The organism is Noviherbaspirillum pedocola, assembly GCF_016632335.1.
Lineage (GTDB): Bacteria > Pseudomonadota > Gammaproteobacteria > Burkholderiales > Burkholderiaceae_D > Noviherbaspirillum_A > Noviherbaspirillum_A pedocola.
The window spans coordinates 467,783-489,607 of the sequence record NZ_JAEPBG010000003.1; the positions used below are offsets into that span (position 1 = coordinate 467,783).

The window sequence follows — 21,825 nt, forward strand, 5'->3', positions numbered from 1 at the left end:
GATGTCTCGTTGGAGTAAGCGTTGATGAGGTAGTGCTGTTCAGGTTTCACATGCGCCGGACGGCTTGCGCCGGCGTGTTGTGCATAAGGTTCTTGATCGGGCTCAGTTGAGCTTAATTGCCGCCAGCCGGCGCGCCGGGCGCGGCCAGTGCGGCTTCTTCTTCGCTCTTGAGCGTCACCGGCTTGGCGAACTCGAAACGCTTGATATCGCCAACGATGAACAGATAGCAGGCGATGGCCAGCGCCGCGTTCGCCGCGACGAAGACCAGCGCACCGGAAAAGGAGCCGGTGGCCTGCAGGATGTAGCCGATGGCGATCGGCGTGGTGATGCCGGCGGTATTGCCGAAGGTGTTGAACAGGCCGCCGGAGAGGCCGCCCGCTTCCTTCGGCGACGTGTCGGACACCACCGCCCAGCCGAGCGCGCCGACGCCCTTGCCGAAGAAGGCCAGCGACATCACCGCGACCACCAGCATGTCGGCGCTGATGTAATTGCAGGCGATCATGGACATCGACATCAGCATGCCGGCCACGATAGGCGTCTTGCGCGCCGCCGACAGCGAGTAGCCGCGCTTGATCATCGCGTCGGACACATAACCGCCGAGGATGCCACCCAGGAAACCCGCGATTGCCGGCAGCGCGGCGACGAAGCCGGCTTTCAGGATCGTCATGTGGCGCTCCTGCACCAGATACACCGGGAACCAGGTCAGGAAGAAATAGGTCAGCGTGGTGATGCAGTACTGGCCGATGTACACGCCCAGCAGCATGCGATTGCCCAGCAGTTGCCGGATGGCCGAGCCGGTAGCGACCTTCTTCGGCGCGGCAGCCTGGGCGCCGCTGTCGAGGTCGACCAGCGCGCCACCCTGCTGCAGGAGCGCGAACTCGGCGCTGGTAATGCGCGGATGGTTGCGCGGGCCATAGATGGTCTTCTGCCAGACGAAGGCCATCACGATGCCCAGCGCGCCCATCACATAGAACACGCTCTGCCAGCCGAAGGAATGCACCAGCCAGCCCATCAGCGGCGCGAACAGCACCGTGGCGAAATACTGGGCGGAATTGAAGATCGCCGCCGCGGTGCCGCGTTCATTGGTCGGGAACCAGGCCGAGGTGATGCGGCTGTTGCCGGGGAAGGACGGCGCTTCGGCCGCGCCGATCAACAGGCGCAGCAGGAACAGCACCGTGACCGCGGTCGCGCCGGTGAGAAAGCCGACCCAGCCCATCATCAGCGTGAACAGCGACCAGAAGAAGATCGAGAAGAAGTAGGTGATCTTCGAGCCGAAACGGTCGAGCAGCCAGCCGCCGGGAATCTGCGCGACCACGTAGGACCAGGCGAAGGCGGAGAAGATGTAGCCCATCTGCACCGGCGACAGATTGAGGATCTTCTTCAGCTCGGGGCCGGCGATCGAGATCGTGGCGCGGTCGGCGTAGTTGATCGTGGTGATGATGAAGAGGATGGCGAGTATGCCCCAGCGCACACGGCTGGCGCGCGCGTCGCTGTTCGATGGATTGCCCTGCTTGCTCATGCTGTCTCCTTGAGGTCTTGGTTGGCGCTGCATCTGCTGGCATGCCTTTCGGCGATGCTGGTCTTGCGCGGCGCTCGGCTTGTTTTGCAAGTCGTCAGATGTATGACAACTTGTGATGCAGTGTAGCCTGCATCGGCACGCGTCACAAGCATCGCGTCGCCGTGGGTGAATACTTTCTAGGCGGCCTCATCGCTTCGGCCTGTGCTTCTCGTAGGGTGGGTGCAACCCACGTGGTCTGCGCTTGATCGCCGAGACGCGTGGGTTGCACCCACCCTACGGTGTCGCGGCATTTCGAACGGCGTGCCAGCTTCGTAGGTTGGGCTGTGAAGCCCAACATCGGGCTCCCGCGGGGCGCGAGCATGTTGGGCTTGCAGCCCAACCTACGAGCCGAAATCGGGCTCCCGCGGACCGCGAACATGTTGCGCTTCCTTCGTCAGCCCAACCTACGGGCGCACGAAGCTCGGGCGCTTGTTGTCGAATTTCCAGCCCGGGAAAAAATACTGCATCGCCACCGCATCGTCGCGCGCGCCCAGGCCCATGCCCAGGTACACCTGATGCGCCGCTTCCACCGCTTCCATGTCGATGTCCACGCCCAGGCCCGGCTTGTTTGGCACCGCGATGGCGCCGTCGACGATCTTCAGCGGCTCCTTCGTCAGGCGCTGGCCGTCCTGCCAGATCCAGTGGGTATCGAGCGCGGTGATCTTGCCCGGCGCGGCGGCGCCGACCTGGGTGAACATCGCCAGCGAAATGTCGAAGTGGTTGTTCGAATGCGAACCCCAGGTCAGGCCCCACTCGTGGCACATCTGCGCCACGCGCACCGAGCCCTGCATCGTCCAGAAGTGAGGATCGGCCAGCGGGATGTCCACCGATTGCAGGGCGATCGCATGCCCCATCTGGCGCCAGTCGGTGGCGATCATGTTGGTGGCCGTCGGCAGGCCGGTGGCGCGGCGGAATTCGGCCATCACTTCGCGGCCGGAATAGCCATCCTCGGCGCCGCACGGATCTTCCGCATAGGCCAGCACATGATGCTGGTCGCGGCACAGGCGGATGGCTTCCGTAAGAGTCCAGGCGCCGTTCGGATCGAGCGTGATGCGCGCTTCGGGGAAGCGCTCGGCCAGCGCGGTCACGGCGGCAATTTCTTCCTCGCCGCGCAGCACGCCGCCCTTGAGCTTGAAGTCGCGGAAGCCGTAACGGGCATACGCGGCTTCGGCCAGACGCACGATCGCTTCCGGCGTCATTGCCTGTTCATGGCGCAGGCGCAGCCAGTCGTCCTCGGCGTCCGGTTCGCTCGCATACGGCAGATCGGTGGCCTTGCGGTCGCCGACGTAGAACAGGTAACCCAGCATCTCGACCCGGTCGCGCTGCTGCCCTTCGCCGAGCAAGGCGCACACCGGCAGCTCGAGGAACTTGCCAAGCAAATCCAGCATGGCCGCTTCCAGCGCGGTGACCGCGTGAATCGTGATGCGCAGATCGAAGGTCTGCAGGCCGCGTCCGCCGGCATCGCGGTCGGCAAAGGCGGCGCGCACATCGTTCAAGACCTTGCGGTAGTTGCCGGTGGACTGCCCCACCACGAGCGAGCGCGCATCTTCCAGCGTTTTTCTTATCGCTTCGCCGCCCGGTACTTCGCCGAGGCCGACATTGCCGGCGGAATCCTTGAGGATGACGATGTTGCGGGTGAAATATGGCCCATGCGCGCCGCTCAGGTTGAGCAGCATGCTGTCGCGGCCGGCGACCGGCACGACACGCATTTCGGTCACGGTGGGCGCGCCCTGTGCGCGGCTTGCTTCTATGGCTGACATTCCTGCGTCTCCTGTCTGTCATTGGCGGCGCAACGGCCGCCATGCGTTCACATCAGTTGTCGTACAACTTGTCTGGTGCGCAGTATAGTTTGCAGGTCCGCTGGAATGCAACCGGATTTTTCCGGAAACTGTGGCAAGCGGCAAAAAACCTTTCACGAACCTTCCCTGCGTTTTCCGTAGACTGGCCTAGCTCAAAATCCGTATCAGACATCCTGACAAACTGTTTCCTCTTTCAAGCACTCAGTCGCCACCTATTCGAATAACTGGCAGAGGAAGCAGAGATGAAAACGTCGAAGAAAGGAATCCTGCGGGTATTGCAGACGGTGATATTGACAGGCACCTACACTGCTTCGCATGCGCTGCCCGCCTATACCGTCACTGACCTTGGGGCCTTGGGTGCGCACGGCGAGGCTCAGCCATTGGGTGTGAACAATGCGGGACAGGTAACAGGCGGCAGAACCGTTTCCTCTGGCGAGGTGCATGCATTCCTCTATAACAACGGTGTGTTTCAGGACCTTGGAACGCCCGGTGGCCCGTATAGCACGGGAACGGACATCAACAGTGCGGGTGTAGTCGTCGGCTATGGCTCAACACCCAATGGCGGTCCTACGAGCAGTTTTCTCTACAACAATGGCGTCAGGACCAGCATTGCAATCGGCTGGGCTTATGGAATCAATAATCTCGGTCAGGTAACCGGTGATGCTGGCGGGCCGTATGTGTATAGCGATGGTGTAATCCGTTCGCTTGGCATATCAGGGTACGGGGCGGACATCAACGATTTCGGGCAAGTGGCCATCAGCAGCAACCATGCCCTGCTTTACAGCGGTGGCGCTCTGCAGGATCTCGGCACACTTGGTGGCACGTCGAGTTCCGCGGAAGGGCTCAACAACGCCGGACAGGTTGTCGGCAGTTCCCTTACCAGCAATAACAGTGCTTCACATGCCTTCCTGTACAGCAATGGCCTCATGACGGACCTGGGCTTGATAGCCGGTTCAACGATCGGCAGCAGAGCGACCGACATCAACAACGCTGGGCAAGTGGTTGGAATCAGTGACAATCACGCATTCCTCTATGGCGATGGAATCTATACCGATCTGAACACGCTGCCTGCAGTCGAAGCTGCCGGCTGGGACTTTCTCCAGCAGGCCAATGCCATTAGCGATAACGGAAATATCGTTGGCATTGGACAGATCCACGGAGAGCCATTGCACGGCTTCCTGCTCATGCCGGTCAGAGAGGTTCCTGAACCGGCGGTTCTGTCGCTCATGCTCATCGGCATACTGCCTTGGCTACGCATGCGTAATAAGCGACAACCCTGATAGGTCGTGTTCAGCATGCCCGGATAGAAATCAGCCTGATTCTTCAGCGCAGAACCGCGGCAGCCGCTTGCATGCATCCTGAAAGCCCGTGTGAGAAGTTACTGGACGGCGTTGATCCGGGTGGGTAAAAACGCCTGTACGACGAAACGCGATTTCCAAACGGGCTAACGGGCTATTACACCGCCGCTTTCGCATTCGCCAGCGTCTGCGCCGCCTCGTGCGCCTTGCGCAGCCGCTCGCGGCTGTTGGTCAGGTGATAGCGCATCGCGGCGCGCGCGGCCTCGGTGTCGCGATTGGCGATGGCCTCATAGATCGCTTCATGCTCGCGCTGCACCCGGTCGAGATAGATCGAGCGATCGTCACCCTCGATCTGTGCGGTGTTGAGGCGGCTGCGCGGAATCACCTGCTCGCCGAGGTGGGTCATGATGTCGATGAAGTAGTGGTTGCCGGTGGCGCTGGCGATCTGCAGATGGAAGTGGAAATCCGCGCCGATGGCGTTCTCGCCGCTCTTCAGGTTTGCCTGCAGCGCATCGAGCGCTTCACGCAAGGCCTGCAGCTGTTCCTCGCTGCGGCGCACCGCTGCCAGGCCCGCGGCTTCGGTTTCCAGGCTGATGCGCAATTCCAGCAGCGCCATCAGGTCGCGCATCGTGGTGATGGTGCTGGCGTCGAGCTGTATGCCCAGTCGCCTGGGTTTGTTCAGCACAAAGGTGCCGATGCCATGCCGCGTTTCGACCAGGCCGGCGGCCTGCAGGCTGGAAATGGCCTCGCGCACCACGGTGCGGCTCACGCCTTGCGACGACATGATTTCAAATTCAGTTGGCAGCTTGGAACCCGGCGATATGGCGCCCTGGCGTATCTGATCGGCCAGGAAAGCGCTGACTTCCTGCGCAAGACTCTGCGAGCGGCGCCGTGGTGTGGTTTGCATGATGGGATCAGCCTTGATGAATGCGCTCGGCGCGCCGGGACTGCGGCGGCAAGCCGTGAAGAGCGCCAATTGTACGACATCGCTCAATTGCCATGCCCGAATTCCCCTGTGGCGGCCTCGATCGCGCCGCATGGTTTATGCTGCGCACCTGCATGCTTCATTCAATGCGCAGCGTCTGCTGCCACATTTTTTCGTCATCCTTCATGAACCAGGCTGTCACACCCGTTCCTGCCGCGTCCGCGGCATCCGACCGCACCGCCTTTCGCGTGCTCGGCGCCATCAGCTTCTGCCACTTCCTCAACGACACGATGCAGTCACTGCTGCTGGCGGTCTATCCCTTGTTCAAGGCGCAGTTCCATCTGAGTTTCGGCCAGATCGGGCTGGTGACCTTGACCTATCAATTCACCGCTTCGCTGCTGCAGCCCCTGATCGGCCATGTCACCGACCGCCGTCCGCAGCCCTATTCGCTGGCCGCCGGCATGGGCTGCACCCTGATGGGTCTCTTGATGCTTTCAGTCGCGCACAGCTTCTCGATGCTGCTCGTCGCCGCGGCCATGGTCGGCACCGGCTCGTCGATCTTTCATCCCGAATCCTCGCGGGTGGCGCGCATGGCTTCGGGCGGACGCCATGGCCTGGCCCAGTCGATCTTCCAGGTCGGCGGCAATGCCGGCTCGGCCACGGGCCCGCTTCTGGCCGCCTGGATCGTGCTGCCCTACGGCCAGCGCAGCATCGCGGCGTTTTCCAGCCTGGCGCTGGCGGCCATGCTGCTGCTTGCGGCGGTCGGCGCCTGGTATCGACGGCAGCAGCGCAAGCCGAAGGCCGCCGCGCCGCGGCGCGAGACGGCGCTGCCGAAGCGCCAGGTCATGGCCGCGCTCGCGGTGCTGGTCGCGCTGATCTTCTCCAAGTACTTCTACCTGGCCGGCATCAACAACTATCTGATGTTCTATCTGATGCATGAATACGGCGTGTCCGAGGCGACTGCGCAATACCATCTGTTCTACTTCCTGTTCGCGGTCGCGGCCGGAACGCTGCTGGGCGGGCCTATCGGCGACCGCATCGGCCGGCGCCGGGTGATTTGGGCCTCCATCCTCGGCATCGCGCCGTTCGCGCTGGCGCTGCCTTATGCGAGCCTGGGGATGTCGGTGGTGCTCCTGGCCATCATCGGCTTCCTGCTGGCCTCGGCCTTCCCGGCCATGGTGGTCTATGCGCAGGAACTGTTGCCGGGCAAGGTCGGCGCCGTCTCGGGTCTGTTTTTCGGCCTGGCCTTCGGGCTGGCCGGCATCGGCGCCGCGGTGCTGGGCCAGCTTGCCGACAGCCATGGCATCGCCACGGTGTACCGGCTGTGCTCGTTCCTGCCGCTGCTCGGCCTGCTGGCGGTGTTTTTGCCGGACCTGGGTCGGGAGGCGCGGCGCTAGGCGGCGTGCAGAGAGCAACCGAAGCGCGGCCGCGGCTACGTGTTCATTTGGCTTACCCAGCAGCCGCAGCACTTCGTTTATGCGGTAGGGATTGAAGATCAGCGCAAAGCGCTGGCCTTCCCCGTCATCGGTCTCGGGCTTGCGTCATGCCCGTGCCGTTTGCGCCGGGCCGCGGCCGGGTGCAATTGTTTTCTGTCAGAATCCCGGACCTTCATGACGCTGTCCGTGCCGCCAAAGCCGCGCACGAGCAGCGTCATTCACCCCACCGACACGATACCGACATGCTCACCATCCATCTGAAACCGGGCCGCGAAGCGAGCTTGCGCCGCCGCCATCCCTGGATCTTCGCGCAATCGATAGACCGCATCGAGGGACGCGCCGACGAGCGCGCCAAGCCCGGCGCCACCGCGATCGTGCGCGCCGCCGACGGCAGCTTTGTGGCGCGCGCCGCGCACAGCCCGAGCTCGAAGATCCGCGCGCGGGTGTGGAGCCTTGATGAAGCCGAGGCGGTCGACCATGCATTGATCAAGCGCCGCATCCGCAAGGCGCTCGCCTGGCGCGCCGCCGCCGTGAAGCACACCGACGCGCTGCGGCTGATCTTCGGCGAAGCCGACGGCTTCCCGGGGCTGGTGGTCGATTGGTATGCAGGCCGCGCGGGCTGGCTGGTATGCCAGTTCATGTCGGCCGGCGTCGAAGCCTGGAAGGACGCGATCGTGGCGGCGCTGATCGCGGAAACCGGTTGCCCCAACGTCTACGAGCGCTCGGATGCATCGGTACGCAAGCTCGAAGGCTTGCCCGAGACGACCGGCGTGCTGGCCGGGGCCGAACCGCCGGAAGGCATACCGGTAACGGAGAACGGCGTGCGCTATCTCGTCGATGCGAAGCACGGCCACAAGACCGGCTTCTATATCGACCAGCGTGACAACCGCGCGCTGGTGATGGCGCATGCCGCCGAGCGCGAGGTGCTGAATTGCTTCTGCTACACCGGCGGCTTTTCACTTGCGGCGCTGAAAGGCGGCGCCAAGAGCGTGCTGTCCATCGATTCCTCGGGACCGGCGCTGGAAGCGGCGCGACGCAATATGGAAGCCAACGGTTTCGATGCCGAGCGCGCCGAATGGCTCGACGCCGATGTCTTCAAGACCTTGCGTGCACTGCGCACTGCGGGGCGCAGCTTCGATCTGATCATTCTCGATCCGCCGAAATTCGCCGCCGCGCCGGACCAGGTCGAACGCGCCGCGCGCGCCTACAAGGACATCAATCTGCTCGGGCTGCAGCTGTTGCGCGAGGGCGGACTGCTGTTCACCTATTCCTGTTCCGGCGCCATCACGCCGGAACTCTTTCACAAGATCATCGCCGGCGCGGCCAGCGATGCGGGCGCCGAATGCCGCCTGCTGCAACGGCTGGGCGCGGGGCAGGATCATCCACTGATGGTCAACTTTCCCGAAGGCGAGTACCTGAAGGGGCTGATGCTGCAGAAGGCAGCCTGAACAGCCAGACCACGATTTGCCGCTTTTGCCGCGTTTTCACTCACGGCGATGGAATAGGCGCGGCATTGTCGCCAAGCGACAACGATGGTCAGGGAAATAGATTCCGTCACGGTGCGGCAACGCAAATGCGCGCCCGCCTTTGGTGCGAATCAACACGGTGCGGAGGCATTCTTGCGATCGTCGCGCTTCGCCGAAGCGCTGAACTTGGTTCCCATGCCAGGGGACTAAGAAATTTCGCGGTGTCATGAGGCTTTTTCCTATGGCGCCGCGAGGTAGCCGTGTGCAACGCTTCGGCCATCGGTAACTTTCAGTTCCGACATGACGTATCCGAAAGACTATTCCTCCAATACATCACGGAAGCCGCAAATGAAATTCAAGCTGTTGCTCGTCTCGCTGTCCGCCGCACTCGCCTCGCATGCCGCGCTCGCCGAAACCCATGCGCACTGGTCTTACCAGGGAAAGACCGACGCTGCTCACTGGTCAGAGCTGGATGAAGGCTATGCCACCTGCAAACTGGGCAAGCACCAGTCGCCGATCAACATCGAGACCCGGCGCGCACGCCGCGCCGATCTGCAGCCGATCGACTTTGCCTACGCGCAGAGCGCTGCCGAAGTCGTCAATAACGGCCATACGATCCAGGTGAACCTGCCTGAAGGCGGCAAGGTCGGCATCGATGGCCAGCCATACCAGCTGCTGCAGTTTCATTTCCATACGCCTAGCGAAGAAAAGATCAATGGCAAGGCTTATCCGCTGGTGGCCCACATGGTGCACAAGAATGCGGAAGGCAAACTGGCTGTAGTTGCCGTGCTGTTCAAGCAAGGCAGCGAGAACCGGGCGCTGAAGCCGGTGTTTGCCGCCATGCCGACCGCCGAAGGAGAGAAGGCAGCGCTGGGCAATGGCTTCGATGCTGCCGCGCTGCTGCCGGTGAATCATGGCTATTACGCCTACACCGGCTCGCTGACTACGCCGCCGTGCAGCGAGGAAGTGACCTGGCGCGTGCTGAAGACGCCGGTCGAGGTGTCAAGTGCGCAGCTGGCGGCGTTCAAAAAGCTGTACCCGATGAATGCGCGTCCGGTGCAGCCGTTGAATGATCGTAGCGTCGAGGCGAGCCGCTGATCCTGTCAAAAAGGCGCGGCCGGAAATCGTTTCCGGCCGCGCCTTTTTTTTGCGGCATCGCGCCGGGATGGCGCGATGCGTGATGCCTTGCTCAGTGCGTCGACGGATGCGTCGCCGCCTTGGTCTGCGCCATTTCGTCGTGGAATTCACCACGGCCGCCCAGCACCAGGTTCGCCACTACCACGACGACCACGTTGACGATCAACGCCGCGAGACCCGTGTACATCGTGAAGCTGTCGCCGCCGATGGTGAAGGTATGCACCGGCTTGATGCCATCCGAGAAGGCCAGGTAGCTGCCCATGATCATGCCGACCGCCCAGCCCAGCAGCAGCGCCGGCGCGCGGAACCAGCGGCTGAACACGCCGAAGACCACCGAAGGGAAGGTCTGCAGGATCCACACGCCGCCGAGCAGCTGCAAATCGAGCGCGAACTTGGTCGGCGCGAACAGGATGAAAGCCAGGGCGCCCACCTTCACCACCAGCGACACCATCTTGGCGACCTTCTCTTCGCCGGCATGGGTGACGTTTGGATTCACATAGGCTTTCCAGAAGTTGCGGGTGAACAGGTTCGCTGCGCCGATCGACATCACAGCCGCCGGCACCAGCGCGCCGATGGCGATCGCCGAGAACGCGAAACCGGTGAACCATGACGGGAACAGCGCATTGAACAGCGCCGGCACCACGTCATTGTTGCTGGCGACCTTCAGGTGCGCGGCATAGGCCATGAAGCCGAGCAGCGCAATCAGGCCGAGCAGGATGGTGTAGGCCGGCAGAAACACCGCGTTGGTGCGAATGGTGTTGGCGCTCTTGGCCGCGAAGATGCCGGTCAGCGTGTGCGGATACATGAAGGCCGCCAGCGCCGAGCCGAGGGCCAGCGAAGCGAACGGCAGCATCTGCGCCGGTTTCAGGGTCAGGCCGGTGGCGCCGCCCTTGGCCGCGAAGGCGTCGCCGGCAGCCGAGAACACCGCGCCATAGCCGCCGAGCTTCATCGGCACCAGCACCACCGCCACCAGCACCACGATGTAGATCATCAGGTCCTTGACGAAGGCAATCAGCGCCGGCGCGCGCAGGCCGGCCGAGTAGGTGTACAGCGCCAGGATGACGAAGGCGGCGGCCAGCGGCAATTCGCCGGTCAGGCCCAGCGCCTTGATCACCACTTCCATACCGACCAGCTGCAGCGCGATGTAAGGCATGGTCGCGACCACGCCGGTCAGCGCGATGGCGAATTCCAGCCCGCGCGAGCGGTAACGGCCATAGACCACGTCGGCCGCGGTCACATGGCCGGCGCGATGCGCCGCCTTCCACAGGCGCGGCATGATCACGAACACGATCGGATACACGATGATGGTGTACGGCAGCGCGAAGAAGCCGTAGGCGCCGACCGCATAGACCAGCGCCGGCACCGCGATCACGGTGTAGGCGGTATAGAAGTCGCCGCCAACCAGGAACCAGGTGATCCAGGCGCCGAAGTTGCGGCCGCCAAGGCCCCATTCATCGAGGTGCGCGCCCTTGTGTTCGGCGCCACCGCTCTGCCAGCGCGATGCGGCAAAGCCCATCACCGTCACCAGCACGAAGAAGAAGATGAAAACCGCAAGCGCGGTCCAGTTGATGTGTCCGTCCATCATTCCTCTCCCTTCTTCATTTCATGGCGGTAGACGATCCACACCAGGAGCGAGGTAATCGGCACCCAGAGGAATTGATACCAGTAGAAGAAGGGAAATCCGAAAAGGCTGGGCAGCTCATGGTTGTAGAACGGCACCCAGAGCAGGCCGATGAAGGGAAGAAGAAGTAATAACCACACGATGGTCCCCGTTTGTCACTGTTTGAAAGCTTGAAATTCACCGGGCAAATGCACGGCGGCGCGAATTATAAGAGAGTTAATGTTTTCTTTCATGACACGAATGCGCCGCACATGCATGTCGCCGCGGGCGAGATGTGCGGCCGTGTCCAGGGCGGAAAGGAATACAGGCCTCGCTTGCGCTCGTTGCTTGTCATCGCGGCTCCATGGCGTTGCCTGGCATGCGTTGAGATCATTGCGTTGAAAGCTGGGGCAATGCGTATTCAGCGCACGGCAGACGATGCGCCCGCGGTTGGTGGGCCGGCGGGCAAGGGATTGCATTTGGAGCAGAAGTATCCGGCCGGAGTTTCGCTGCAGTGGTAAATTCGGCGCGCGCCGTTGCGGTGAAACAAGCGCATGCCGTCAGCGCAGGCAGGCCGGGCGTACGGCAGGGGATGCCGTGCTGGCTGGATCAGGATCCGGCCGCGCTGCCGCCGGAAATTCAATTGCCACGGCCTGGCTTGCAAGCCAGGCCGCTTTCGCATTCAGACGGGCGCGAGCACCGGTAGCGGTGCGCCCGGTTTCCAGGCGCCGGCAGCCATGCGCGCCAGGCGTAGCTGCTCTTCGCTCAGTTTTTCGGCATAGCCGTCGCGGTCTGCAGCGGCAGCGGCGCTGCCCAGGGTGGCGGCGATGTCGGCGAGCACATAGGCGTTGGCATAATCGCGCGTCACGCCCTGCCCCTGCGCATACATGCGACCGAGCTCGTTGAGGGCATCGCTGTTTTCCTGCAGCGCGGCCTGCCGGTAGAGCTGCAAGGCGCGGTGATAACTCCTGGCCACGCCCCGGCCTTCGAGATAAACGCCGGCGAGACGGATGCAGGCAATCGGATCGCCCACTGCTGCGGCGCTTTCATACCAGGCGCGCGCGGCAAGCGGATCCGGTTTGCCGGTGGCGCCGTTTTCGTACGCCAATCCAAGTTCGCGCATTGCCGCGGCGCTGCCCGCCTCGGCGGCGAAGCGGTACCAGGCCAGCGCTTCGCGGCGCGCGCCCACTTCGGTCGAGCCAGTCAGCAGCAGCCCGGCGAGTTGCTGCGCCGCGATGAGGTCGCCATCGGCCGCGGCGCGGCGATACCAGCGTATTGCGCGCTCGCTGTCCTGTTCCACGCCGCGGCCGTACTGGTAAAGCATGCCGATCCGTGCGCGGGCCTGTACGCTGCCCTGCAGTGAAGCCTTGCGGTACCAGGCCATGGCCTGAGCATCGTCACGCGTCGTGCCGATGCCGGCTTCGAGCAGGCGACCCACGCCTAGCTGCGCTTCTTCCAGGCCGGCGAGCGCGGCCTGCAGCAGCCAGCGGAATGCTTCGGTATCGTCCCGGGGCACGCCGCGCCCTTCCGCGTAGCAGCGGCTCAATTCATAGGCGCCTTTCGCATCGCCAAGCGCGGCGGCCTGCTTCAGCCAGCTCACTGCCTGGGAAGCGTCACGCGGCACGCCGCTGCCGCTCGCATGCATGCGCGCTAGGGCAAGCATGGCCTCGGGCTGATCCTGATCGGCTGAGCGCTCGTACCAGAACGCGGCTTGCTCATCATTGCGCGGCATGGCCTTGCCGCTTTCGAAAAGCGCGCCGAGCAGATACTGCGCCCGCGCATCGCCACGCTCGGCCTCGCCCCGGAACAGCAGCATCGCCCTGGGAAAATCGGCGCGGTCATAGGCAGCCTGCGCGGCATCGAGATTGACCGCGAACACAGGCAGCGCGGTGAACACGGCAAAACCAAAGGCAAGGAAATGACGGCGCATGGCGGCAGGTATCGAGGGATGATGGAAGAATGTTGTTGTTTCCACAAGGAAACAAAATGTCTGCGTATTGTACTGTGATCCGCGCGGGCGCCATAGCGGATTTCGCGTCAGCGAATATTCAGCGGCGCCGGCCAGAATCGGATGTGGATGCAGTACGGGATCGATACAGGAGGAACCGGCGATGCACAGAAAAGCAGGCAAGGAGCCTTATTCCGACATGCCGCCATTGACGCTGCCCGCAAGGCCCTTATTGTTGCGCGGCGGATTGCGCGAGCGTGTGCGTGAAAGATGGGAATTGGCTGAGCGCGCCCGCTTGCGGCCACGCTGTGAAGCGCTGCATCAGCAGCGATGATTCGTTGGCCGTGACGCAAAAAACCCGCTCATTGCGAGCGGGAAGCCAACCTTGGAGAGGATGGAACTGTTGGAAGCTTGTCTGCTTCCGCTGGCAAGGCCCGGTTGGCCAGTCTTGCCGAAGATACTGCTGAGCCGGCATTACGCCGGCCCGAGGGGAAGATGCCTGTGCCGGATCAGCCGAAGTAAAGGCTGTTGACCGGGGACTGGCTGCGCTGCTGCTTGGTAGCCTTGGCCTGCTCGATCTTCGCGTCGCCGCGTGCCTTCTCGCTCTTCGCATACACGGCGTCCTGGCCGTCGTGCTGGCGCATCGCCGTCTCGCCTTCACGCTGTGCCTGCACCAGATCCTGGCGCACTTCTGCGCGGGTCAGGTTCGAATGAAAGCCGGCGTCCGGAGCGACGAATTCGGTTTGCTGGGCAAAAGCGCCGGTCGAAGCGGCAAGCATGGCGGCGGCGGCAAGAATGGTTTTGATGTTCATGGTGTTCTCCAAGTTGGGTATCAGTGGTTTTCGGGCTCGGCGGTCTGACTACGCCGTCGGGTCCTGCCTCGCTGAATCGCACTGCGTTCTTGTGTGTTCATCGATGAAGCACAGTCTACTTACGCAGGCCGCGGCAATAAACGGGACAACGGTCAATGCCGTGTTTCAGAATTTGGAATAATCCAGCGATTACGGTGTGTCGCGACGTATCTGTATCGCTCGATAACTGCAGGACAGCCGCAATATCAAAACCGCTGTTCGCTACAAAAAATAACTTCAAATCCATTGCGCTGCGGTGCAAAAGAGGCATTAAAATGCTGCCAACGTCGGAGCGCATCCGGCGTCACAACATCAATAGGAGACAACGATGAGCAGTGGTACCGTAAAGTGGTTTAACGACGCTAAAGGTTTCGGCTTCATTACACCGGATGGCGGCGGCGAAGATTTGTTCGCGCATTTCTCGGCAATCCAGAGCAATGGCTTCAAGTCGCTGAAGGAAGGCCAGAAGGTCACCTTTGAAAAGGTGCAGGGGCCGAAGGGCGCGCAGGCGGCGAACATCCGGCCGGAGCAATAAGCAGCGGCGACAGGGCCACCCGGCCCATGACTGCACGATGTACCGAATCCCAACCGTGACATGACAGGCGCCCCGATGCGCCCTGCGTTATCGGAATGAAGCCCGGCATGCCGGGCTTTTTTGTTTGCCGAGCCAGCTTTGCCTGGCTGGCAGAATGTTCTCGAAGTCATATCGATGTTCCGACTGGCTCCTTTTCCTTCCGCTCTTCTCATCCCCTTCCGCTGCAGCCTGTAAGCATCAATCAGGTGGCCGAAGCGCCAATCTGAAACGATGCAATTTCTAAAATGAATTCATTTGGGGCAGCTTGATCCATTTCAGTGCGCGATTCGCTGCCATGCCGGTATTGCGCGACAAAAATCTTGGCATGCTCCTTGCCAAAGGAAAGTCAGCGCCGATCCCGGCGCGGTTTTCCTGGAGATTGATGATGAAGAACGCTTCCCTGCCGCTGTCGATTGATGAAGTCGGCTCCGGTTCCGTCGCCAACCGCTGGGTGCAGCTGCTTGCCGGCCTGGTCTGCATGATGGCTGTCTCAAGCCCGCAGTATGTATGGACGCTGTTTACCAAGCCCATGCTCGGCGAACTCGGCGGCACGCTGTCGCAATTGCAGATCACGTTTTCGCTCTTGATCGTGGTGCAGACCTTTCTGTCGCCGTTTCAGGGTTTCGTGATCGACCGTTTCGGACCGCGCCTGTTGCTGTCCGTCGGCGCGGCGCTGACCGGCGCGAGCTGGGTGCTGGCCGCGCATGCGCATTCGCTCACCATGATCTATCTGACTTACGGCCTGCTGGGTGGCATCGGCACCGGCATCATCTATGTCGGCATCGTTGGCCTGATGGTGCAATGGTTTCCGGACAAGCGCGGCTTCGCGGTCGGCATGGTAGCCGCCGGCTATGGCATGGGCGCCATCATCACGACCTTCCCGATTTCCTCGAGCATCGCCAGCAATGGCTACCATGCCACGCTGCAGACCTTCGGCGTGATCATGGCCATCGTCGGCGTTTGCGCCGCGCAGTTCACGAAGCGCCCGCCGGTTGGCTGGATGGCGCATGCGCGCACCACGGTTGACGCCGGCAGCGGCGTGGCGCCTGGCCGCATGCTCAAGACACCGGTGTTCTGGCTGATGTTCGCCATGATGACGATGATGTCGACCTCGGGCCTGATGGTGATTTCCCAGATGGGCAGCTTCGCCAAGGACTTCGGCGTTGCCGGCGTCGTGGTGCTCGGCATGGCCGCGCTGCCGCTGGCGCTGTCGATTGACCGCTTCACCAATGGCCTGACCCGACCGTTCTTTGGCTGGGTGTCGGACCGCATCGGGCGCGAGAACACGATGTTCATCGCCTTCGGCCTGGAAGGCATCGCGATGCTGCTGTGGCTGATGACCCGCGACAACGCGGTGCTGTTCGTGCTGCTGTCCGGCGTGGTGTTCTTCGGCTGGGGCGAAATCTTTTCTCTGTTCCCGTCCACGCTGACCGACACTTTTGGCACCGAACACGCAACCACCAACTACGGCATCCTGTACATGGCACAAGGCGTGGGCTCGGTGCTTGGCGGCCCGCTCGCCGCGCTGCTGCATGAAGCCACCGGCAGCTGGATTCCGGTGTTCGGCGCCGTCATCGCGATGGATATCCTGACCGCGACCCTGGCCTTCGTGGTGCTCAAGCCGATGCGCAGAAAGTATCTGGCGACGCGCGCCGCGCATTAAGAGCCTGTTGCAGCGCTGAGTGGGCCGCGCCCATTCGGCGCCTTGGCTGAACGCTTATTCCGCCGCCACCACGCGATTCTTGCCCTGGCGCTTGGCTTCATACAGCGCCGCATCGGCACGGCGGATCAGGCTCTCCTCGCCCTCGCCGGCCTGCGCCAGCGCCGCGCCGGCGCTGAAGGTCACCAGCACCCGCTGATGTTCATACATGAAGATGGACTTCGTGAGCTCGCGCTGGATGCGCGCGACTGCGCTCACCGCATCCTCGAGGCGCGTATTCGGCAGCAGCAGCAGGAATTCCTCGCCGCCGAAACGCGCGATCACATCCATCTGGCGCAACGTGCTCTTGATGATGGCCACCAAGTGCACCAGCGCGCCGTCGCCGGCCCGGTGGCCCAAGCTGTCATTGAGCTGCTTGAAATTGTCGATGTCGATCATTGCAATCGACAGCGGCGTCTCATGTCGTCGCGCGCGGCCCATTTCCCGGCACAGCGCTTCCATCATGCCGCGCCGGTTCATGCTGTGCGTCAGCGGATCCTCGCGCGCCAGCTCGCTCATCTCCTCCAGCTTCGATTCGAGCGCGCTGATGCGGCGCTTGGCTTCCAGCAGTGCCTCCTGCGCCTCGGCCATCTGCGCGCGCGTATGCCGCGTGGTTTCGCCATAGGCAGCGGTATCGCCGCGTAGCTCGGCGAGCAGCGTATCGAGCTGCTGCGGCGTGATCGCGCCGTTCAGCCGGCTGGCGTAGCCCGCGATCCTGTTGTCGTATTGCTGAGCCGAAGCGGCTGCGCCGTCCAGATCGGACAGGAAGCGCCCAAGCATGCGCTCCGACGCTTCTCGCGCATCATCGCGGCCGGCTTTCAATTCGGCCTGCCTGGCGGCAACGTCTTTCAGATTGGCGATCGCCGATTCCAGCGCTTCTTCCGCCAATGCCCCTTTGAGCAGCAGTTCCGCACTCGCCAGCTGTCCCTGCACCCAGGACTCATGCTCGGTCAGCGCTGCGACATTGCCGAGCAGATGGGTCAGGAATTCGGCCATCAGCGATTGTCGCCGCGACTGGGAGACGCCGTAGGCGCCGCAGCGGGCAACCAGCGTATCGATGCTCGCCGTCGTTTCCGTATTCCCCTGGCCAAGCGCACGCCGCGCCTGCTGCAAGGCATGGCGAGGCGCTGCAGCCAGCGGATCCGTTTCGGGCAGAAGCGCGGGAACGCCGGCATCGAGCAGGCGCGTCGCTACGCTTCGCCATGCGTTTTCTTCCTTGGACAAGACTTCTACCGGGCCAGCGCGGGGCGCCATGCGCGTGTTTGCAACTTCCTCGGCGCTTTCGACGTAGGCCAGCAGCGTACGTTCGGCCAACGCCCAGTCCTCACGCCTGAGCGCTTGCGTGAGTCTTTGCCCGAACAAGGACGTCTCGCCCTTCGTGTTTGCCATGCGCTCGGCAAGCCGCTGCAGCGCCGAGATGGCGTCGCCAGTCTCGGCCGTAGCCGCAAGCGCGTCAGGTTTGAAGTCGATATTGGACATGTCTGGTTGGTGGAAAGAGGGCCATCGATGCCGGCACGCCGGGGCCGCAGCAGATGCCTTTGCTTGAGACTGCCCTCACTACGCGAGGAATCGGCGTGGACGCCATTTTACGAAGCGGTGCGTCAACGGCGTATAGGTGTTTTTCCTAGAGGCATCGCAGGCGTGGCGCCGCAGGGCCAAAGACATTCGGCGAGAGGGAAACTGCAGCCATGCCGACCTTTGTCATATAGCAACATATATTGGTGAATGCAGAAACGCCGCACGATGCAGATCTGCCGGTGACTGTCAATGGGTAAATTTCTGTAAGTCAATCATTGCATCTTGCGTAGCATGCGAAATATCGATCGTCCGACTAAAACCGGGAGCGCCACGCGCTCACCGCGGCGCGTAACAGGGCAGCCGCGGGATAGCGACGGCCCCACGCCCAGCCGGCGCATCCTCTACTACCCATGCCATGACAACGACCATCGCTACAGCTGCATCAAGTGCCACGCCGGCCGACGAAGACGCACGAATTGCGACGCTGCACCGATACGGCATCCTCGATTCCGCCTCGGAAGCGATATTCAATGATCTGGCCGAGCTGGCGGCCATGACATGCGCCACGCCGATCGGCGCGATCTCACTGATCGATCGCGACCGCCTGTGGTTCAAGGCAGTGATCGGAATGGCGGTGCGAGAAGTGCCGCGCGAACTGGCCTTTTGCGACCTGGTGCTGCGCTCCGGCGGCGACGTGATCGTCCCCGACACCCGCCTGCATCCGGTATTGGCGAGCAATCCGCTGGTAGCCGGCGCCGATGGGCTGCGCTTCTATGCGGGCACGCCGCTCATTGCCGAAAACGGCATGGTCATGGGCTCGGTCTGCGTCATTGACCGGCAGCCGCGCGACGTCACGCCGCGCCAGATGGAAGGGCTGCGCATGCTGGCGCGCCAGGCCGCCAACCTGTTGCGGCAGCGCATGCGCAAGGCGGAACTGGAACGCATCGCCGCCGAAAAGCGCGATCTGGCCGCGACGCTCGCGGCCAGCGAAGCGCGCTATCGCTCACTGTTTGATGAGCATCCCGAGCCGATATGGGCATTCGAACATCAATCGCTGCGCATACTCGAAGCCAATGCTGCGGCGATCCGGGCCCTGGGCTACAGCCGGGCGGAATTGCTGGAAATGAGGCTGCACCAGTTGTGGCCGGCGGAAGAAGTCGCGGAGCGCACACGGCACGCGAATGCCGTCGACGCACACCAGCATTTCGTCAACCGGGTACTGCTGCGCAAGGACGGGACGCCCATCGTCGTGGAAATCGATGTCAAGCCAATTGCCTTGAACAATGCCAGTGCCAGGCTGGTGGTGGCCGTGGACGTAACCGAACGGGAAAAGGCGCTGCGCGGCAAGCAGGCAGCCGAGGAAGTCGCGCGCAACAACCGCGAACGCCTGCGCGCCGCGCTGGACTCGGCGCAAATGGGCGAATGGCACCTCGATTTCACAAGCGGCGTGCAACAGCATTCGCTGTGGCATGACCGCTGTTTTGGATACCCGAATGGCAGGTCCGACTGGACCTATGCGCTGTTTCTCAATCATGTGCATCCGCGCGACCGCAGCCGCGTGGCAACGCAGCTCGACCGCGCGAAACAGCGCGGAAGTACTTATGATCTGCAATTCCGCGCAATCTGGCCCGATGGCTCGACGCACTGGCTGCATGCGCAGGGGCAATGTCATTTGAACGAAGGGGGCAAGCCGGCCTACATGGCCGGCTTTGTACGTGAAGTCACCGCGACCGTACACGCCACGCGCCAGCTTGCACTGTACAAGCGCGCCATCGAATCGGTGAACGCCGGCGTCGTCATCACCGATGCATCGGACAAAAATCATCCGGTGATTTATGCGAACCCGGAATTCGAGCGCATGACCGGCTATGCCGAAGCCGAGATCATCGGCAGAAACTGCCGGATGCTGCAGGGCCCGGATACCGATCCGGCAACCATGGCGGAGTTGCGCGCGGCAATCCGGTCGCGGCGCGCAACCCAGGTGACGATGCGCAACTACCGCAAGGACGGCAGCGCCTTCTGGAACCGCTTGCAGATTGCGCCCGTCTTCGATCAGAGGGAAGGCATTTCGCATTACGTTGGCATTCAGCAGGACATCACTTCGCTGGTGCTGGCCGAGCAAAGCGTAGCGGCGCAAGCGCGGCAGCAGACCACGCTGGCCGGCTTCGGACTGTATGCGCTTTCCGGCAGAAGCGTGGTCGAAATCTACGAAGAAGCGCTGCGCTGCGTTGTCGATACGCTGGGCATCGAGCATGCGCTGATCTATAAAGCGGTCAATGGCGAGCGGGCTTTTCATGTCGCGGCCCAGCGCGGCTGGACCCTGCTTGCACCGCACGAGAAGGTCATCGCGGCTGAACGGCTTTCCTGCGTGCGCCTGATGTTCGACACGGCGCAGCCGCTGAACATCGGCGATCTGAATGAGCATGCCGCACTGGAACTCGAAACGCTGCTCGAGGGCCGGGGCTTGCGCTCGGCGCTGGGCGCGGTCATGCGCAGTAACGGCTGCCGTCACGGTAGCCTGGCGGCATTTTCCCGAACGGCGCGGCAGTTCGGCCCGGGCGAGGAATCCTTCCTGCAAGGCATGGCGAACATCCTTGCCGCGGCGCTGGACCGGGTTCAGGGCGAAAACGACCTTGCCTTTCTCGCGCATCACGACGTGCTGACCGGCTTGCCAAACCGGGCAATGATGAGCGACAGGCTGGCACGCGCCATCGAACGCGCCTCCAGGCACAGGGAAAAGCTGGCGCTGATGTTCATCGATCTGAACCGCTTCAAGGTGATCAACGATAGTCTCGGCCATCACGTCGGCGACGAACTGCTCAAGGCCGTGGCCGAGCGCATCAGCGCCTGCCTGCGCAAAAAGGATCTGCTGTCGCGCCAGGGCGGCGATGAATACATTCTGCTGATCGAAAACGCCGAAAACGCCGGCACCGCGGCGGCAGTAGCGGAAAAGATTCAGGCCGCGCTGAAGGCGCCGTTCCGCATGCTGGAGAAAGAGTTCTATCTTTCAGGGGCGATCGGCATTGCGATGTATCCGGACGACGCCGTCACTCCGGATGATCTGTTGCGCGCCGCCGATGCGGCGATGTACCAGGCAAAGGAACAGAAAGCCGCTGGCGGCTATCGCTTCTTCACCCGCGAACTCAATGCGCTCACGCAGGACCGCCTGGTGCTCGAGCATGGGCTGCGCACCGCGGTCGCGCACGAGGAGCTGCGGCTGGTGTACCAGCCCAAACTCGATTTGCGCGCAAGCCGCATCCATGGCGTGGAAGCGCTGCTGCGCTGGAAGCATCCGGTACATGGCGACATTTCGCCGGCGCGCTTCATTCCGGTCGCCGAAGCCACCGGCCTGATCATTCCCATCAGCGAATGGGTGTTGCGCCAGGCTTGCCAGCAAGCGCGGGCATGGTTCGATGCCGGCATCGAAGGGGTGAATATCGCGGTCAATCTGTCGGCGCGGCAGTTCCATGAGAAACGCCTTGCGCACACCATCGCCGACGTCCTCGATCAGACCCGCTGCCGGCCCGAGTGGATCAGCATCGAAATCACGGAGACCGACATCATGCGCGACGCCGAAGACGTGGTGGAGCAGCTGCGTGAACTCAAGCGGCTCGGCATATCGGTCAGCATCGACGACTTTGGCACCGGCTATTCAAGCCTCGGTTATCTGAAGCGTTTCGATGTCGATGTGCTCAAGATCGACCAGTCTTTCGTACGCGATATCCCGGCCGACCATGACAGCGCCGCGATCGCCTCCTCCATCATCGCGCTGGCCCACAGCCTGGGCATGGCAGTCGTGGCCGAAGGCGTGGAAACGCAGGAACAGCGCGACGTGCTCACGCAATGGGACTGCGACGCGATCCAGGGCTACCTGATCGCGCGGCCGATGGAAGCCGCCGACTGTGCTGCGCTCATGATGCAGGACGCCGCGGCCAAGGCCGTTCGCACGCCGCTGTGCGTCGTCGGCTGAGCTGCGCCGTCTGCGAGTGGCGGCAACTCGTGCGCGGCTCGGCCCG

At 62.8% G+C, this 21,825-nt stretch carries 16 protein-coding genes; 7 read left to right on the forward strand and 9 right to left on the reverse strand.

Annotated elements, in window-relative coordinates:
* Nucleotides 1-112: 112 nt before the first annotated feature.
* Both JJB74_RS10560 and gudD read right to left on the reverse strand, forming a co-directional pair.
* Nucleotides 113-1,519: an MFS transporter gene (locus tag JJB74_RS10560; protein ID WP_200591807.1), complete on the reverse strand. Its 1,407-nt coding sequence runs from the start codon at nucleotides 1,517-1,519 to the stop codon at nucleotides 113-115.
* A gap of 443 nt (nucleotides 1,520-1,962) precedes the next feature.
* The gene (gene gudD, locus JJB74_RS10565; protein WP_200591808.1) at nucleotides 1,963-3,318 is read right to left on the reverse strand and encodes a glucarate dehydratase; all 1,356 of its coding nucleotides are present in this window, start codon (nucleotides 3,316-3,318) and stop codon (nucleotides 1,963-1,965) included.
* Between the two features lie 281 nt (nucleotides 3,319-3,599).
* Between gudD and JJB74_RS10570 the strand changes: the two genes are divergently transcribed.
* Nucleotides 3,600-4,637, forward strand: coding sequence for a hypothetical protein (locus tag JJB74_RS10570; RefSeq protein WP_200591809.1), 1,038 nt, complete (start codon nucleotides 3,600-3,602; stop codon nucleotides 4,635-4,637).
* 175 nt (nucleotides 4,638-4,812) lie between these two features.
* On the opposite strand, the gene JJB74_RS10575 is transcribed toward JJB74_RS10570, so the two are convergent.
* Entirely contained in the window at nucleotides 4,813-5,562 is a 750-nt protein-coding gene (locus tag JJB74_RS10575; RefSeq protein ID WP_200591810.1) for a FadR/GntR family transcriptional regulator, read from the reverse strand.
* 203 nt (nucleotides 5,563-5,765) lie between these two features.
* On the opposite strand from JJB74_RS10575, the gene JJB74_RS10580 reads away from it, so the two are divergent.
* From JJB74_RS10580 to JJB74_RS10590, 3 genes are all read left to right on the forward strand, one after another.
* The gene (locus tag JJB74_RS10580; RefSeq protein WP_200591811.1) at nucleotides 5,766-6,977 is read left to right on the forward strand and encodes an MFS transporter; all 1,212 of its coding nucleotides are present in this window, start codon (nucleotides 5,766-5,768) and stop codon (nucleotides 6,975-6,977) included.
* A gap of 281 nt (nucleotides 6,978-7,258) precedes the next feature.
* Entirely contained in the window at nucleotides 7,259-8,464 is a 1,206-nt protein-coding gene (locus JJB74_RS10585) for a class I SAM-dependent rRNA methyltransferase (protein ID WP_200591812.1), read from the forward strand.
* 366 nt (nucleotides 8,465-8,830) lie between these two features.
* Complete coding sequence (locus JJB74_RS10590) at nucleotides 8,831-9,580, forward strand: carbonic anhydrase (RefSeq protein ID WP_200591813.1); 750 nt, start codon at nucleotides 8,831-8,833, stop codon at nucleotides 9,578-9,580.
* Nucleotides 9,581-9,671: 91 nt separating this feature from the next.
* Here JJB74_RS10590 and mctP read toward each other — a convergent pair whose 3' ends face one another.
* The 5 genes from mctP to JJB74_RS10615 form a co-directional block, all read right to left on the reverse strand.
* Nucleotides 9,672-11,201 carry a monocarboxylate uptake permease MctP gene (gene mctP / locus JJB74_RS10595; RefSeq protein WP_200591917.1) on the reverse strand — a complete coding sequence of 510 codons (1,530 nt, stop codon included), beginning with the start codon at nucleotides 11,199-11,201 and terminating at the stop codon, nucleotides 9,672-9,674.
* Entirely contained in the window at nucleotides 11,201-11,380 is a 180-nt protein-coding gene (locus tag JJB74_RS10600) for a DUF3311 domain-containing protein (protein WP_200591814.1), read from the reverse strand. Before JJB74_RS10600 ends, mctP begins: the two co-directional genes overlap by 1 nt.
* 15 nt (nucleotides 11,381-11,395) lie before the next feature.
* Nucleotides 11,396-11,698 (reverse strand): hypothetical protein, encoded by a 303-nt coding sequence (locus JJB74_RS10605; RefSeq protein WP_200591815.1) that lies wholly within the window; start codon nucleotides 11,696-11,698, stop codon nucleotides 11,396-11,398.
* Between the two features lie 203 nt (nucleotides 11,699-11,901).
* Nucleotides 11,902-13,149 carry a tetratricopeptide repeat protein gene (locus tag JJB74_RS10610; protein WP_200591816.1) on the reverse strand — a complete coding sequence of 416 codons (1,248 nt, stop codon included), beginning with the start codon at nucleotides 13,147-13,149 and terminating at the stop codon, nucleotides 11,902-11,904.
* A gap of 527 nt (nucleotides 13,150-13,676) precedes the next feature.
* Nucleotides 13,677-13,979 (reverse strand): DUF4148 domain-containing protein, encoded by a 303-nt coding sequence (locus JJB74_RS10615; RefSeq protein ID WP_200591817.1) that lies wholly within the window; start codon nucleotides 13,977-13,979, stop codon nucleotides 13,677-13,679.
* Nucleotides 13,980-14,346: 367 nt separating this feature from the next.
* Between JJB74_RS10615 and JJB74_RS10620 the strand changes: the two genes are divergently transcribed.
* On the forward strand, nucleotides 14,347-14,553 hold the full coding sequence (locus tag JJB74_RS10620) for a cold-shock protein (protein ID WP_200591818.1): 207 nt from the start codon (nucleotides 14,347-14,349) through the stop codon (nucleotides 14,551-14,553).
* A 424-nt stretch (nucleotides 14,554-14,977) separates the two neighbouring features.
* Nucleotides 14,978-16,255, forward strand: coding sequence for an oxalate/formate MFS antiporter (gene oxlT, locus JJB74_RS10625; protein ID WP_200591819.1), 1,278 nt, complete (start codon nucleotides 14,978-14,980; stop codon nucleotides 16,253-16,255).
* Between the two features lie 54 nt (nucleotides 16,256-16,309).
* On the opposite strand, the gene JJB74_RS10630 is transcribed toward oxlT, so the two are convergent.
* On the reverse strand, nucleotides 16,310-17,770 hold the full coding sequence (locus JJB74_RS10630; RefSeq protein WP_200591820.1) for a GGDEF domain-containing protein: 1,461 nt from the start codon (nucleotides 17,768-17,770) through the stop codon (nucleotides 16,310-16,312).
* Nucleotides 17,771-18,224: 454 nt separating this feature from the next.
* Between JJB74_RS10630 and JJB74_RS10635 the strand changes: the two genes are divergently transcribed.
* A complete protein-coding gene (locus tag JJB74_RS10635; protein ID WP_200591821.1) occupies nucleotides 18,225-21,779 on the forward strand; it encodes an EAL domain-containing protein in 3,555 nt (1,184 codons plus the stop codon).
* Nucleotides 21,780-21,825: the final 46 nt, after the last annotated feature.

Coding starts and splice junctions, on each gene's coding strand:
- JJB74_RS10620 (WP_200591818.1), top strand. CDS start 14,347: ATGAGCAGTGGTACCGTAAAGTGGTTTAACGACGCTAAAGGTTTCGGC.
- JJB74_RS10590 (WP_200591813.1), top strand. CDS start 8,831: ATGAAATTCAAGCTGTTGCTCGTCTCGCTGTCCGCCGCACTCGCCTCG.
- JJB74_RS10635 (WP_200591821.1), top strand. CDS start 18,225: ATGACAACGACCATCGCTACAGCTGCATCAAGTGCCACGCCGGCCGAC.
- JJB74_RS10610 (WP_200591816.1), bottom strand. CDS start 13,149: ATGCGCCGTCATTTCCTTGCCTTTGGTTTTGCCGTGTTCACCGCGCTG.
- JJB74_RS10575 (WP_200591810.1), bottom strand. CDS start 5,562: ATGCAAACCACACCACGGCGCCGCTCGCAGAGTCTTGCGCAGGAAGTC.
- JJB74_RS10570 (WP_200591809.1), top strand. CDS start 3,600: ATGAAAACGTCGAAGAAAGGAATCCTGCGGGTATTGCAGACGGTGATA.
- oxlT (WP_200591819.1), top strand. CDS start 14,978: ATGAAGAACGCTTCCCTGCCGCTGTCGATTGATGAAGTCGGCTCCGGT.
- JJB74_RS10630 (WP_200591820.1), bottom strand. CDS start 17,770: ATGTCCAATATCGACTTCAAACCTGACGCGCTTGCGGCTACGGCCGAG.
- mctP (WP_200591917.1), bottom strand. CDS start 11,201: ATGGACGGACACATCAACTGGACCGCGCTTGCGGTTTTCATCTTCTTC.
- JJB74_RS10560 (WP_200591807.1), bottom strand. CDS start 1,519: ATGAGCAAGCAGGGCAATCCATCGAACAGCGACGCGCGCGCCAGCCGT.
- JJB74_RS10615 (WP_200591817.1), bottom strand. CDS start 13,979: ATGAACATCAAAACCATTCTTGCCGCCGCCGCCATGCTTGCCGCTTCG.
- JJB74_RS10605 (WP_200591815.1), bottom strand. CDS start 11,698: ATGCAATCCCTTGCCCGCCGGCCCACCAACCGCGGGCGCATCGTCTGC.
- gudD (WP_200591808.1), bottom strand. CDS start 3,318: ATGTCAGCCATAGAAGCAAGCCGCGCACAGGGCGCGCCCACCGTGACC.
- JJB74_RS10585 (WP_200591812.1), top strand. CDS start 7,259: ATGCTCACCATCCATCTGAAACCGGGCCGCGAAGCGAGCTTGCGCCGC.
- JJB74_RS10580 (WP_200591811.1), top strand. CDS start 5,766: ATGAACCAGGCTGTCACACCCGTTCCTGCCGCGTCCGCGGCATCCGAC.